The 14306-nt window shown below is 65.5% G+C and carries 9 protein-coding genes; 3 read left to right on the top strand and 6 right to left on the bottom strand.

The annotated features are described in order from the left end of the window. The first annotated feature begins 332 nt into the window (after positions 1–332). Entirely contained in the window at positions 333–2708 is a 2376-nt protein-coding gene (locus tag ACFSDX_RS06930) for a response regulator (protein ID WP_382312534.1), read from the top strand. 52 nt (positions 2709–2760) lie between these two features. Here the strand turns inward: ACFSDX_RS06930 and ACFSDX_RS06935 are convergent, their stop codons facing one another. Then, positions 2761–3507 carry a LytR/AlgR family response regulator transcription factor gene (locus ACFSDX_RS06935; protein ID WP_382312535.1) on the bottom strand — a complete coding sequence of 249 codons (747 nt, stop codon included), beginning with the start codon at positions 3505–3507 and terminating at the stop codon, positions 2761–2763. A gap of 175 nt (positions 3508–3682) precedes the next feature. On the opposite strand from ACFSDX_RS06935, the gene ACFSDX_RS06940 reads away from it, so the two are divergent. After that, the gene (locus tag ACFSDX_RS06940) at positions 3683–4663 is read left to right on the top strand and encodes a Gfo/Idh/MocA family protein (protein WP_382312536.1); all 981 of its coding nucleotides are present in this window, start codon (positions 3683–3685) and stop codon (positions 4661–4663) included. Between the two features lie 129 nt (positions 4664–4792). Here ACFSDX_RS06940 and ACFSDX_RS06945 read toward each other — a convergent pair whose 3' ends face one another. The 3 genes from ACFSDX_RS06945 to ACFSDX_RS06955 all read right to left on the bottom strand — a co-directional run bounded on the left by ACFSDX_RS06945 (position 4793) and on the right by ACFSDX_RS06955 (position 8521). Further along, the gene (locus tag ACFSDX_RS06945) at positions 4793–6418 is read right to left on the bottom strand and encodes a SulP family inorganic anion transporter (RefSeq protein ID WP_382312537.1); all 1626 of its coding nucleotides are present in this window, start codon (positions 6416–6418) and stop codon (positions 4793–4795) included. 385 nt (positions 6419–6803) lie between these two features. Continuing rightward, the gene (locus ACFSDX_RS06950) at positions 6804–7040 is read right to left on the bottom strand and encodes a hypothetical protein (protein WP_382312538.1); all 237 of its coding nucleotides are present in this window, start codon (positions 7038–7040) and stop codon (positions 6804–6806) included. A 377-nt stretch (positions 7041–7417) separates the two neighbouring features. Then, positions 7418–8521, bottom strand: a complete 1104-nt coding sequence (locus tag ACFSDX_RS06955) for a glycoside hydrolase 5 family protein (RefSeq protein WP_382312540.1) — start codon at positions 8519–8521, stop codon at positions 7418–7420. A 312-nt stretch (positions 8522–8833) separates the two neighbouring features. Here ACFSDX_RS06955 and ACFSDX_RS06960 point away from each other — a divergent pair, with 312 nt between their 5' ends. Further along, positions 8834–11335 carry a glutaminase family protein gene (locus ACFSDX_RS06960; RefSeq protein ID WP_382312541.1) on the top strand — a complete coding sequence of 834 codons (2502 nt, stop codon included), beginning with the start codon at positions 8834–8836 and terminating at the stop codon, positions 11333–11335. 142 nt (positions 11336–11477) lie between these two features. On the opposite strand, the gene ACFSDX_RS06965 is transcribed toward ACFSDX_RS06960, so the two are convergent. Together ACFSDX_RS06965 and ACFSDX_RS06970 are read right to left on the bottom strand one after the other, a co-directional pair. Continuing rightward, entirely contained in the window at positions 11478–13094 is a 1617-nt protein-coding gene (locus ACFSDX_RS06965; RefSeq protein ID WP_382312542.1) for a family 43 glycosylhydrolase, read from the bottom strand. 98 nt (positions 13095–13192) lie between these two features. Beyond that, positions 13193–14251 carry a glycoside hydrolase family 43 protein gene (locus tag ACFSDX_RS06970; RefSeq protein WP_382312543.1) on the bottom strand — a complete coding sequence of 353 codons (1059 nt, stop codon included), beginning with the start codon at positions 14249–14251 and terminating at the stop codon, positions 13193–13195. Between the last annotated feature and the right edge of the window lie 55 nt (positions 14252–14306).

Raw genomic sequence — 14306 nt, forward strand, 5'->3', positions numbered from 1 at the left:
AAAAGATGAGAATTCAGGTAATATAAAACTCTGTAATTTAAAAATATAGCTCGATAATTCACCTAGTAGAAACCCTTTGAGCTACCGAGGCTATTAAGCCGCCCCGTTTGATGATACAATGTTAGGGCAGCGCCCCGGCAGCCGGCCGGGGTTTCCGCCGGATGGGAGCTTTAATGATGCGAGTGGACGTATTTTTACAGTGAGTGAATTGGCGCCCTAGGTGGTAGCTGGCCCCGCGGCTCGCCCTAGGTCGGCCGGCGGCGATTTTTGCGGCTGCGCGGCCGGACGCGCCCGCGGTGGCCGGGCCGGCGCCTCCCTCCTTGTTTTTCCAGATGCCGTTCGATTCTGCCTCTCCATCAGCTTCTCCCGATGCCGCCGCGCAACTAGCGGCGCTCGAAAGCGCCCTGCACGCCGCCACCGAGCGCGCCGCCGCCGCCGAGCGCCGCCTGGCCGAGCTGCTGGAACCAGCCGAACCGGGCCGCCTACTGCTGGCCCCCACCGGCACGATAATCCGCGTAAACGAGGCGCTGTGCCACCTGCTGGGCAGCCCCGAAACCCCCGAGTTTTGGGCGGGCCAGCCGGCCAATGCGCTGTTTGCCCGCTTGCAGCACCTGGCCGCGCAGCCCACACAGTTTGCCCAGCAGCTGCGGGCGCAGCGGGCGGCCCAGCTGCCCGTGCTGGGCGAGGCCGTGCCCCTGCGCGATGGCCGGGTGCTCACCCAAGATTACCTGCTGCTGCCCGCGCCCAGCGGCGCGGCGCGCGCCGAGCTGTTTAGCTACCGCCTAGCCCCGGCGCCCGGCGTGGCCAGGCCCCTAGGTGCCGAGTCGTTGGCCGAAACCTTACAGGCACAGTTACTTGACAACCTGCCGCTGCCCGCCGCCACGCACTCTATGCAGGGTGTGCTGCTGGCGTGCAACCAGGCCTTTGCGCAGCTGCTGCAATGGCCGGCCCAGCACCTGCCCGGCGGCCGCCTCAGCGAGGTGCTGCCCAGCGCCGACCCGGCCCTGCCGTGGCCGGCCTACCTGGCCCAATTCGCCACGGAAAGCCAGGCGGCGGGGCAGCTAGCCGTGCTGCCCCGCGATGGGCAGCCCCGCCAACTGGCCTACCGGGCCCAGCGCCTCGAGCAGCCGGGGCAGCCGCCCTACGTGCTGCTCTGCGCCCTCGACCTTACCGAGCGTGCGCAGGCTGAGGCCGAGCTGCGGCGCGGCAAGGAGCTGGCCGAGGCTTCGGCTAGGGCCAAGGAATCGTTTTTGGCCAACCTCAGCCACGAGATTCGCACGCCCATGAACGGCGTACTGGGCATGGCTCGCCAACTCACCAAAACCGACCTAGGGCCCGACCAGCGCGAGCTGCTGCGCATCATCCAAGCCTCGGGCGAGCACCTGCTGTCGGTGCTGAACGAGGTGCTGGACATGACCAAAATCAGCGCCGCCCGGCTCGAAATGGAGCAGGTGTCGTTCGACTTGCGCGAGTCGGTGGAAGAAGCCTTGCAGCCGCTGGTCGTGCAGGCCGAAGAGAAGGGCCTGGCTTTTCACCTGGCCCTGTTGCAGCAGCCCGAGCCGCTGCCGCGCGTAATTGGCGACGCCTACCGCCTCAACCAAGTGCTGCTCAACCTGGTGAGCAACGCCATCAAGTTTACGGCGGCGCCGGGCAGCATTGCGGTGGGCGCCTACGTGCTGGGCGAAACCGAAACCCACCTCACGGCCGGTTTCCGCATCACGGACACCGGCATGGGCATCGCGGCCGATAAGCTGGACCTCATTTTTGAGGATTTCGTGCAGGCCGATACCGATACCACGCGGCGCTTTGGCGGCACCGGGCTGGGCCTGGGCATCGCGCGGGCGCTGGTCGAGCAGATGGGCGGCACCATCGCTGTGAATAGCCAGCCCGGCAGCGGTAGCACGTTTCAGTTCAGCGTAACCTTGCCGCGGGCCCAGGGCATCGAAACGGCGCCTAGGCCGGTGCTGGCCGACACGGGCGCGCTGCGCGGCCGCCGGGTGCTGGTGGTCGAAGACAACGGCATCAACCGCGAGGTGGTGCGCCGGGTGCTGCACGGCTGGGGCGTGGTGGTAGACGAGGCCGCCGACGGCCCCACCGCGCTGGCCCTGCACGCCGAGCGCCCTTACGACGCCGTGCTGATGGACATCCAGATGCCCGGCATGAGCGGCGTGGAGGCCACCCGCCAGCTGCGCCTGCACCCCGAGCCCGCGCGGGCGCAAGTGCCGGTGCTGGCCCTCACCGCCAACGCGTTTCGGGCCGACCTCGACCGCTACCTCAAGGCGGGTATCAACGACTGCCTCACCAAGCCTTTTAAGGAAGACGAGTTTTACCGCAAGCTGGTGGCGCTGGTGCAGGCCCCCGCCCCGCCGCTCTACGACCTAGAGCAGGTGCACGAGCTGGCCGATGGCGAAGCCGAGTTTGTGGAGCGCGTGGTGCGCTCGTTTTTGCTGCACGTGCCGCCCGTGCTGCAACAGGCGCAGGCGGCCGCGGCCGTCGGGCAGTGGGCGCAGGTGGCCAAGCTGGTGCACCACATCAAACCCAACCTGGTGCAGTTTGGCATCACGGGCATCGCGGCGCCCCTGCAGCTACTGATGGAGCCGCCCCGCCCCGGCACCAAAACCCACAAGGCCCGCGAAGGCGCCGTGCAGCAGCTGGTGAGCCAGCTCACGCGTGTGCTGGAGGCTTTGCCTAGGGAAGTTGAGAGTTAAGAATACAAAGCTCTTCTTAACTCTTAACTCTTAACTCTTAACTCTTAACTTACTACAGCGATTGCAAGCGCTGCATCAGCTCGTCTTGGTAGCCGCGGCTCACGGGCACTTCGTGCTGGCCGAGCTTGAGCATGTTGTCCTCCAGGGCTTCGACGCGGTGCAGGTTGACGATGTAGGAGCGGTGCACGCGCACGAAGTGGCGGAAGGGCAGCCGCTCCTCAATATTCTTGAGCGTGCCGCCCACAATGTGCTTTTGCTTTTCGGTCACGAGCAGCACGTAGGTCGAGAGCGCCTCAATGTAAAGCACATCTTCGAAGTTGATGCGCAGCAGCTTACCCCCGGTTTTCACGAATAAGTCGGTGCCCGTGGTCGAAATATCGGTGGGCGCGGGCACCGGCGCCGCTGGGGCGGGCGCAGGCACCAGCGGCAGCTCCATGACGCGGGCAATGGCCTGGCAAAAGCGGGCGTAGTTTACCGGCTTCACCAGGTAGTCGAGCACCTGCAACTCAAAGGCATCGACGGCGAAGGCCGCGTGGGTGGTTACCAGAATCACGGCCGGCCGGGGCTCGGGCAGCAGCTTCACCAGCTCGAGGCCCGTGATGTGGGGCATCTCAATGTCGAGCAGCAGCACATCCACCACTCCGCCCGCGTGGAGGTAGCTCAGCGCCTCCACCGCGTCCGGAAACGAGGCGGCCAGCACCAGCTGGTCGTGGCGCTGCACGGCGCGCTCCAGGGTAAGGCGGTTAATCTCGTTGTCGTCGATGATGACGCAGGCGAGTGGGGCGGCGGGTGAAGGCATGGCAAAAGCACGCGCGGCAAGGCGGCCACTGCGCCGCTCCGTGGGCGGCGTCCGCACGTAATTCTATCTGCCGCTTGATTTCAAAGGTAAGACCAGCCGCCGCAACCCGCGCCCTGCCCGGCGGCGAGCCGGCCCTACCTTGCGCCCCGCTCCTATCCTAGCTCGCTCCTTCGCCATGCGCACCTTCAACTGGGCCATTCTGGGCCCCGGCCACATCGCCCACAAGTTTGCCCAAGACCTGGCCTTCGCGCCCCATGCCAAGCTGCACGCCGTGGCCTCGCGCAGCCTACCCAAGGCCCAGGAATTTGCCGCTACCTACGGCGCGCCCCACGCCGTGGGCAGTTACGAGGCCCTGCTGACCGTGCCCGACATCGACGCCGTGTACATTGCCACGCCGCACTCCGAGCACCACGCGCACGCCCTGCTATGCCTGCGGGCGGGCCTGCCGGTGCTCTGCGAAAAAGCCTTTACCCAGAACGCCGCCCAGGCGCAGGAACTGCTCGCCACGGCCCGCCAGCACGGCGTTTTCCTGATGGAAGCCTTCTGGACGCGCTTCTTCCCGGCCATTATAAAAGCGTTGGAACTGGTGCAGGCCGGCACCATCGGTGAGGTGCGGCACCTGGTGGCCGACTTCGGTTTCCGCACCGACGTGCAGCCCGAAGGCCGGCTCTTTAACCCCGCGCTGGCCGGCGGCTCGCTGCTCGACATTGGGGTGTATCCGCTCTTCCTCAGTCAGTTATTTCTGGGCCAGCCGGCCGAGGTACGCGCCGTGGCCACGCCCACCGGCACCGGCGTAGACCAAAATTGCGCCATGGCGCTGGCCTACGCTAGCGGGGCCACGGCCACCCTGTTTTCGACCATTGCCGCCATCACCGAAAACCGCGGTGTACTCTACGGCACCCTCGGGAGCTTGCAGCTCCTAGGTCGCTTTCACGCGCCCCACGGCGTGCGGGTGCAGCTCACCGGCGAGGAGCCCCACGATATTGCCTGCGAAAAATTAGGCCTAGGCTACCACTACGAGGCGGCGCACGTGCAGGAGTGCCTGGCCCAGGGCCTGCTCGAAAGCCCACTGCTGCCCCTAGCTTTTAGCCTGGAGCTAATGCAGCTGCTCGACGCTGTGCGGGCGCAAATCGGGCTGCGCTATCTCGGCGAATAGCCGGCCTTAGGCTGGTTCCAGCCACTTCGCAACCACTTTGTTGTCCTTCGCCCGCGAAGGACAACAAAGTGGTTATGCCCGTGACGACCAGAGCCAAAACGTAGTGTAGCGTTTAGTCCGCCAGCCGACCTAGTGCCCGGCCAGCGCCACCTGCCGAATGCCGCGTAGCTCCAGCTCAATGCCGCGGGCCGGCGCAGCCTGCCGAAACGCCTCAATGGCTTCAAGCACGTCGTGGTCGATAACGTCGGAGCGGGAGCCGTCGAGCAGCACGCGGCTGCCGGTGGGCAACTGCTCAAGGGTGGTCACGATGCTGGCTTTATTGAGGAAGGAAACGTGCTCGGGCAGGCGCAGGTGCAGGCGGTCGTCGGTGTCGGCATCGGGGCTCGTGTCGGGGCGCAGGTAGGAGCCGGCCTTGGCGTTATCCTTGAGAATGAAGAAGAACCCGAGCACCAGCCCGATGCTCACGCCCTTGAGCAAATCGGTGAACAGCACCGCCACAATGGTGAAGATGAAGGGTCCGAACTGCGCCCAGCCTAGCTGCCACTGCCCGCGGTAGAGCGCCGGCTTGGTGAGCTTATAGCCCACCAGCAGCAGCACCGCCGCCAGCGCCGCCAGCGGAATAAGGTTGAGAACGCGACCTAGAAACAGCAAGCTGGCCAGCAGCAGCATCCCGTGAATGAAAGCGGCCATCCGGGAGCGTGCGCCCGCCGCAATATTGGCCGATGAGCGCACGATAACCGCCGTGAGAGGCAGCCCGCCGAGCAGCGCGCTCACGATGTTGCCGGCACCCTGGGCCAGCAGCTCGCGGTTGGGCGGCGTGTGGCGCTTCTGGGGGTCGAGGTTGTCCACGGCCTCGATGCTAAGCAGCGTTTCGAGCGAGGCCACGATGGCGATGGTAAAGGCCACGCCGTAGGTGGCCGGGCGTTGCAGGGCCGACCAGTCGGGCCACGTAATGGCGCCGGCCAGCTGGCCGAGCGAGGTCACCACCGGCAGGCGCACCAGGTGCTCGGGCCGCACCTGCCAGGCCGGCGCCAGCGCGTGCAGCACCTGGTTGAGCCCCACCGCCGTAACCACCGCCACCAGCGCGCCCGGCACCAGCCGGGCCCAGGCCTGGCGCCGCACCACGGGGCGGTCCCAAGCCAAAAGCAGCGCCAGCGACACCGCCCCCACCAGCACCGAGCCGGGGCTGATGGCCCGCGTAGCCGCCCGCAGGGCCGAAAAGGTGTTCAGGCCATCAAACTGCAAGAACTCCATGTCCTCGAAGTAGTCTCTGTCGGCCCCAAAAAAGTGAGGTATCTGCTTCAGAATTAAGATAATGCCAATGGCCGCCAGCATGCCCCGAATCACGGCCGCCGGAAAGTACAGCGCGATAATGCCCGCCCGCGCCACGCCCAGCACCAGCTGCAACGCCCCCGCCACCACCGTGGCCGTGAGCACCGCCGAAAACGACCCTAGGGTGGCAATGGCCGATAGCATAATAATGGTGAGGCCCGCCGCCGGGCCGCTCACGCTCACGTGCGAGCCGCTGAGCAGGCTCACCACCACGCCCCCCACTATGCCCGACACCACGCCCGCCAGCAGCGGCGCCCCCGAGGCCAGCGAGATGCCCAGGCACAGCGGCAGTGCCACCAGAAACACCACCAGCCCGGCCGGCGCATCTTGCCCCAGCGTGCTAAAAACGGAGGGCGAAGGCCCCGCCGACGGCGCCGTGGGAGGCGCAACCGCGCGGGAGGCCGGGGAAATAACGTGCGTCATACAAAAGTGGGTTGGTCGGTTAGAGCCAGCCCACACGGACCGGCTTCACAACTCCTTCACAATAATACGCCGCCGCTTTCAGGATGAAGTTAGCGTGAAAGCTAATTGAATCAAATAATTTCTTTAGAAAGAACCGCCGCCTAGGTATCTGCACAAATAAACCGGGCTTCAGAAGCTATTTTTACTTACATTTTACTGATTTTCAGTATTTTATATTTTTACTATCGCAGCAGGCAGCTCATTACGCTTCACAGAAAAGGATTGCGGACGAAATACCTGAGCCGCAGAACTGATGGACAACGCATTGGCCACGACGCAAACAGCCCCGAGCTTCGGACGAAACTCGGGGCTGCGGGCCTAGGGCGGCGCGCTAGGTCACGGCTGCTTAGTGGCGGTGGTAGTCGCGGTTATCGCGGCGGTCGTCGTGGCGGTGCTGGGCCTCCCAGCGGGCGCGCTCGCGGGCCATCTGGCGGTCGTGCTCACGCTGGGCTTGCTCGTAGCGAGCGCGTTCGCGGGGCGACATCCGGCGCAGGTCGCGGTCGTGGTCGAGGGGGGCAGCCGAAGCGGCGGTGGCAACAAACAGCGTGAGGGCCGTAGCGAACGAAAGCAGGGCAGTTTTCATGGTAAAAGCTCAGAAAGTGGTTGGAGGAAGGTGGCGGCGCGCCGGGCAAACCGGGTAGCGCTGAAAGAAGAAAAACGATAGACGCGTCTGCCCTTCCTAAGACAAGCGCTGTGCCACTCCGGCCAACCGGCCCTTCACGCACTTTTCAACAATTTATTCACAATCAGGATTTTACCTAATTATTCACCCAAAACACCTCGATGAAGCCGCCAAGTGTCCCGACCAAGCCTAGGGTAATTACTCGTCACGAAGTAGGGTGCGGGACTGGCCCCCGCCCGGCGTCATTTGGCAACGCCGCCTGAACAATGATGGGCGGGGTCCAGCCCCGTACCCTACTTGTCGCCCACCAAGTTTGTGAGCGAGATGCTGCTTTGCGCCTACTGTTTGGTCAGCTTGCGTATCAGGTCGGTTTCGTCCTGGTGATAGGGCGTGCCATCGCGGCGGAATACCTCGTGAAACCACTCGCTGGGCTCGCTGCCATCGGCCAGGGGCGTGTCCCAGGCGTACTTAGTGTTGGTTTTGCCATCGACCAAGCCCCAGTTGAGGGCGGCCACGCGGTTCTTTTTCAGCACCGGCAAGATGTTGACAAAGCGCGAGTTGCGCGGGCGGGCCATGTACTCGGTGCAGAGGAGCGGCCGGCCGTGGGTCACCAGCAGGTCAATCACGCGCTGGTGCGTCGCGGCATCGTCGTAGTTGTGGTAGGTAATAACGTCGGAGTGCAGTGCCTGAAAGGTATTCAGGGTCTGCAAATCCCAGTTCCAGAGGCCCACGCTCAGGGGCTGGTCGGGGCGCACGGCCTCGGCCCAGGCAAAGACGTTGCGCAGCAGCGGCAGCGAGGCGTTGCCCTTGCCACCGTTGCCGGGCTCGTTGTACAAGTCCCAGAGCACGATGCGCTTGTCGTGGGCAAAGCTGGTGAGCACATCCGTGACGTAGGGCCGCAGCTGCCCGAACGTGGCCGAATCGCGCGAGGCGGGGTCGCCGGGGTCCTGGGCCCAGCCCGAGTTGTGGATGCCGGGCTTGGGCGCGGGCTGCGTGCCGGCCCTAGGGTCCTTATTCCAGCAATCGTCGAAGAACACGAAAATGGTACCGATGTGGTGCTTGTCGGCCAGGGCGAGGTAGTCGTTCACCCGCTTCTTGAAGCCCGCGGGGTCCTGCTGCCAGGCCAGGCTGTGCAAAAACACGCGCATGGTATTGAAGCCGATGCCCGCGGCCCAGCCCAGCTCCTTGTCGATGGTAGGCGCGTCGAAAGTGGCGGCCTGCCACATTTCGAGCTGGTTGATGGCGGTGCTGGGCGTGAAGTTGGCGCCCGTCATCCAGGGGCGGGCCTGGTACCAAGCGTTGGCCTTAGCGGCCGGCCAGCGGGTAGCGGCGCGGGCGGGCAGCGCCGCGCTGCCCTTTACCTTGGTTTTAGCTTTTTGAGCCTGGGCGGCCGGCGTGCCGAGCAGCGCCAGGCCCAGCAGCAACCACGAAAATTTCTTCATGCGGGGGTGGGAAAAGGAGACTAGAAAAGGTGCTACCATGCTGCCTGGAAGCAGCGGCGGCCGGCCACCCACGCCAGGCAAATGACGCCTGGCCAGCCAGTGAGCGGGGTGGAAAAAGCACGGCGAAGGTAGCCACCCCCGGTACAACCCAGTGGCAACTAAGCGCCGCCCTGAACGCCCCGCCCGCGCCCCAGAGTGCCCCCCCGCCCCGCGTGGGCAAAACCCGCGACTCGCTTTACCTTGCGCCGCAGCAGGGCGGCTACCTAGGGCGGTAGCTGGCCCTTATCTATCTCATTCTCTTTTCCCTTCTCCATGTCCCACCCCACCCGCCGCCGGCTGCTGGCCCGCGGCCTGGCCGGCCTGCTAGCAGCCGCCAGCACCCTAGGCGCCAGCGGAGCCCAGGCCCAAACCCTGCGCCCACCGGCTTATCCGCTCCTCACCCACGACCCGTATTTCAGCGTGTGGGCGTTTCAGGAGGAGCTGGCCGCCGCCCCCACCCGGCACTGGACCGGCGAGCCGCAGAGCCTGGAGGGCGTGGTGCGGGTCGATGGCCAAGCGTACCAGTTTATGGGCCGCGCCGCGGCGCAGGACCGGGCCCTCATCCCGACCGTGCGCGAGCAGCCGTACCGGGCGCGCTACACCTTTAAGCAGCCCGCGGCGGGCTGGGAGAAACCTGGCTTCGCGGCCGCCAGCAGCTGGCCGGAGGGCCCGGCGCCCTTCACCGACAACCAGGGCGAGCACGGCACGGCCTGGACGGAAGGCGACATCTGGGTGCGGCGCACGGTGCGCGTGCCCAACCCCAACACCACCGGCGAGCTGCGCCTGCTGATGGAGCACGACGACGACGTAGAAGTGTACCTCAACGGCGTGCTGCTGACCAAGCAAACCGGCTTCAACAGCAAGTACGACTACTTCGCCATTCCGCCCGCCGCCCGCCAGGCGCTGCACGCCGGCGACAACGTACTGGCCCTGCACGCGCGCAGCCCGCAGGGCGGCGAGTACCTCGACGCGGGCCTCTACGAAACCGTGGCCGCGCCCGCGCCCCTGCCGCTGGCCCGCCAAACGGGCGTCACGGTCACGGCTACCCAAACCACCTACACCTTCGTGGCCGGGGCGGTAACGCTGAAGGTCAATTTCTTATCGCCGCTTTTATTAGATGAACTCGAAACCGTAGCCCGCCCCGTGAGCTACGTTACGTGCACGGCCACCGCCACCGATGGCCAGCCCCACGCCACCCAGGTGCTGCTCAGCGAGGCCGGCACCCTGGCCACCAACACGCCCTACCAAACGGTGGCCACCAAGCCCGGCCAGGCCGCCAGCCTGCGCTGGCAGGCCCTGGGCACCACCGCGCAGCCCACGCTGGCCAAGACTGGCGACAACCAGCGCATCGACTGGGGCTATGCTTACCTGGCCGCGCCGGGCCGGGCACTGCTGGGCACCGGCAACCCGCAGGCGCTCAAGGCCAGCTTCGCCAAAACCGGGACCCTGGGCACTGCTACTACTACCGCCACCGGCCAGGCGCAGCGCGTGGCCCAGGCGGCCGTGCTCGACCTAGGCCGCGTGGCCGCTGCACCCGCCGAGCAGCACCTGCTACTGGGCTACGACGAGCAATTATCGGTGCAGTACTTTGGCCAAAACCTGCGGCCCTGGTGGCGACGCGACGCGGCCATGACCATGGACAAAGCCCTAGGTGCCGCCGAGGCCGACTATACCCGCCTGCGCCGCAAGGCCACCGAGTTTGACCAGCAGCTATTGGCCGACGCCCAGCGGGTGGGCGGCCGGCAGTACGCCGACCTGTGCCAGCTGGCGTATCGCCAATCTATTGCGGCCCACAGCATTGTGGCCGGGCCCAAGGGCGAGCTGCTCTTTTTTTCGAAAGAGAATTTTTCGGGCGGCTTCATCGGCACGGTGGACGTGACGTACCCGTCGGAGCCTTTATTCTTGCTCTACAACAACGAGTTGGCCAAGGGCATGCTGCGTTTCATCTTTGAGTACTCGGAGTCGGGGCGCTGGCAAAAGGACTTTCCGGCCCACGACTTGGGCACCTACCCGCAGGCCAACGGCCAGCAATACGGCGAGGACATGCCAGTGGAAGAAGCCGGCAATATGCTCATTCTCACGGCCGCCGCGGTGAAGATGGACGGCAAGCCCGACTTTGCCCGCGCGCACTGGCCCACGCTCACCAAGTGGGTGGGCTTTTTGAAGCGCGATGGCTTTGACCCAGCCAACCAGCTCAGCACCGACGACTTTGCCGGCCACCTAGCCCGCAACACCAACCTCTCAGTGAAGGCCATCATGGGCATCGCCTGCTACGGCCAGTTGGCCCGCCAGCTCGGCGACGCCAAAACCGCCGACGAGTACCAAACTCTGGCCCGCGACCTGGCCAAAAAGTGGATGCAGATGGCCCAGGACGGCGACCACTACGCGCTCACCTTCGACAAGCCCGCCGGCTCGTGGAGCCAGAAATACAATTTGGTTTGGGACAAAATACTCGGCCTGAACGTGTTTCCGCCCGAGGTAGCCCAGCAAGAGCTAGCGTTCTACCTCAAGCACCAGCAGAAATACGGCCTGCCGCTCGACAGCCGCAAAACCTACACCAAATCGGACTGGATAATCTGGACCGCCACGCTGGCCACCAACCAGGCTGATTTTGAAGCCCTAGTGGCCCCCATCTGGCAGTTTGCCAACGACACGCCCAGCCGCGTGCCCCTCACCGACTGGCACGAAACCACCGATGCCAAGCAGCAGGGCTTCCAGGCCCGCTCGGTGGTGGGCGGCTACTTCATGAAGCTGCTGGCCGACAAGCTAAAATAATTCAGCAATAGTAGCTTGGACTTTGTAGTCCGAGCGCGAGCGGAGCTTGCATCCACGTCTGAGCGGTTATGGCATGCAAACCCAATGCGGATGCTCGCTGCGCTCGCGCTCGGACTACAAAGTCCAAGCTACTATTGCTGAATTACTTATTAACCAGCTCAAAGCGCTCGAACACCGCCGTGGCACTGGCGGGCCCCAGGGCCACTACGCCGATGCGCACGCCGCGGTCCCAGGGCGGCAGGAAGCTGCCGTCGGCGGTGGCGCCGGCGAGCAGCAGCTCGGTCCAGGTGCGGCCATCGGGGCTGGAAGCGAAGCGGTAGTGGCTGCCGCCCTGGGCCTGCACGCGCAGGTGCAGGGCGGGGCTGGCGGCGGGCAGCGCGGCCTCGGCCAGGGTGCGGGTTTTGCCGTCGCGCAGCTCCTGCACGCGCAACTGGCCAGCGCTGGCCACGATGGTCAGCGCGTTGTTGGGGTCGCCGAGGGCACCTAGGCCGGCGGTGGTGCCGGCGGGCAAGGCGCCGGGGTTCAGCAGAATAGTAGTGGCCGTGTAGTTGGCATCCAGCGTAGTGCGACCCAGGGCCGTGCCGCCCTTATCGGGCCGGGCCGTGAGGTGCAGTTGCCCATCGCGCAGCGCAAACTGGGGCTTGTCCTCGACCGGCCACTGCCAGCTGACCCCTAGGCGGGCGCCGGTAAACTCATCGGCCACCACGTTGGGCACCGACGGGGCGGTGGCCGCGGGCGTGTCGTAGCTGGTGATGAACTGGGGCCAGCCCGCGGCGGTCCAGGTAAATTCGCTGAGTACGCCCTGGCGGCCTACGTACTGAAAACTACCGACTTGGTAGGCGTGGTGCAGCAGGTACCAGCGGCCGTTGCGCTCGAGGGCCGTGCCGTGGCCGGGGCAAGTCCAGGCGTCGCCTTTGGTCAGGATGGGGTTGCGGTCGTACTTCTCCCAGGGGCCGAGCAGGCTCTTGGCCCGGGCCACGCCGGTGCCGTAGGTGCAGCTGCCGCCGCAGCAGCCATTGGCAGCGTAAAACATATAGAAATAACCGCCGTGGCGCACCAGGCTGGGGCCTTCCACGAGGTTGCCTTCCCAGGGCGCGGTGTTGCGAAACAGCTCTTTTTTCTCGCCTACCAGCTTGGTGCGGTCGGCGCTCAGGCGCTGCGCCCAGATGGGGGTAGGCTTTTGCACGCTGTTGCCATCTTCCTTCCAGATGAGGTAGGGCTGGCCTTTTTCATCGAGCATCGGAAAGCCGTCGATGGAGCCGTCGGGCTGGCCCACCAGGGGGCCGTGGTCTTGGTAGGGGCCCTCGGGGCGGTCGGCGCTGGCCACGCCCACGGCCAGGTTGCCGCCGCGCTGGTGGGCGGTGTAGAAGACGTAGGTTTTGCCGTTGGTGCCCTGGCTGATTTCGGGCGCCCAGAAGTAGTAGTCGGCCCAGGCCGGCCGCTCGCCGGGGAAGACGTGCCCCACCAAGCTCCAGTGTTGCAAATCAGTCGATTTCAGCAGCGGAAACGTCGGCCCCCAGTTCGAGGAAGTGGCGCTGGCCCAGTACGTGTTGCCCACCTTGGTCACCGAGGGGTCGGGGTAGTCGCCGGCCAGCACGGGGTTAGCAATAGGCGTGGGCACGAGCTTACGAGCCACTGAGGCACCAGACTGGGGCTGGGGCTTTTTGGCTTTGGCGGGGGCTTGGCCGGCGGCGAGCAGCGGCGCGGCACCTAGGAGCGCCAGCGCGGCGAGCGAGCGATAGCAGGAATAAAAACGCATAGAAGAAAGAATATAGCGCAAAGCTCGGCTTCGCGTTTTGGTGAAGGGCTGGGTGCCGGCCTGGCAATACGCGAAGCCAAGCTTCGCACTACCGCTGCTTACTCGCCCGACGGCCGCGGCAGAGCCGCACCCACGGCAGCGGGCGCGCCAAAGTGCGGCGAGCCATCAGCGTTCCAGGTAAACTTTTGCATGCGCGGGTTGCGCAGGTCGCCGCAGCCCTGGTTGGGCTGGTTGTTGGCGTGATAAATCAGCCAGTCCTCGCGGCCGTCTTTCGACTTAAAAAAGCCGTTGTGGCCCGGCCCGTAGGCGCCGGCGCCCTGCACAAATACGGGCGTGGCCGACTTGGTCCAGTTGCTGGCCACCAGTGGGTCGGCGGTGCCGCGCAGGCGCAGCTGCCCTAGGCCGTAGTAATCGGTGCCGCAGTGGCTGGCCGAGTACAGCAGAAAAGTATCGCCGCCGTGCTGAATGATTTCGGGGCCTTCGTTGACGGGCACCGCGCCGTATTTTTCCCAGGCGTATTGCGGCTCACTCAGCTCCACGCGCGCCCCGGTCAGGGTCCAGGGGTTGCGCATTTCGGCAATGAAAATGCGCTGCGTATTATCGCCTGCGCGCTGGCCCGACCACAGCAAATACCGCTTGCCGCCCTGCTCAAACACGGTGCCGTCGATGGCCCAATAGTCGTCGGCCTGGGTGTAGAGGCGGCCCTTCTCGGTCCAGGTGCCCTGGGTGGGGTCGGGACTGGCGTTTTCGAGCACCCACAGGCGCTGGCCGCCGCAGCAGTTGCCGGGCCCAGCCGTGAAATAGATGTACCACTTGCCATCCAAAAAGTGCAGCTCGGGCGCCCAAATATCGCGGGCGTTGGGGGCGTTGGGCGCGGGTTTCCAAACCACGGTGACGGGCGCCGCCGCCAGCTCCGACATCTTCGCCGTTTTGCGAATGCGCACGTCGCCGCCCGTCGTTATCAGGAAGTAGTAGGTGCCGTCTTTCTGGTACACCCACGGGTCAGGCCCCGAGGGCAGCAGCGGATTGGTGAAGGTAGCGAGCGCCGGTGGCGCACCTAGGGGCCGGCGGCTCCCGCCTGTGGCGCAGCCACCCAGCGCCAGCGCGAGCGCGAGCAGGGCCGGCGTCAGTTGGCGCGGCAAAGAAGAAAAGAGCATGAGAGCGGGTAGGAATGCCGGGTTAAAGCTAGTGCTGCCAGCGGGGGCAGGGCGC

The organism is Hymenobacter bucti, assembly GCF_042681145.1.
GTDB classification, from domain to species: domain Bacteria; phylum Bacteroidota; class Bacteroidia; order Cytophagales; family Hymenobacteraceae; genus Hymenobacter; species Hymenobacter bucti.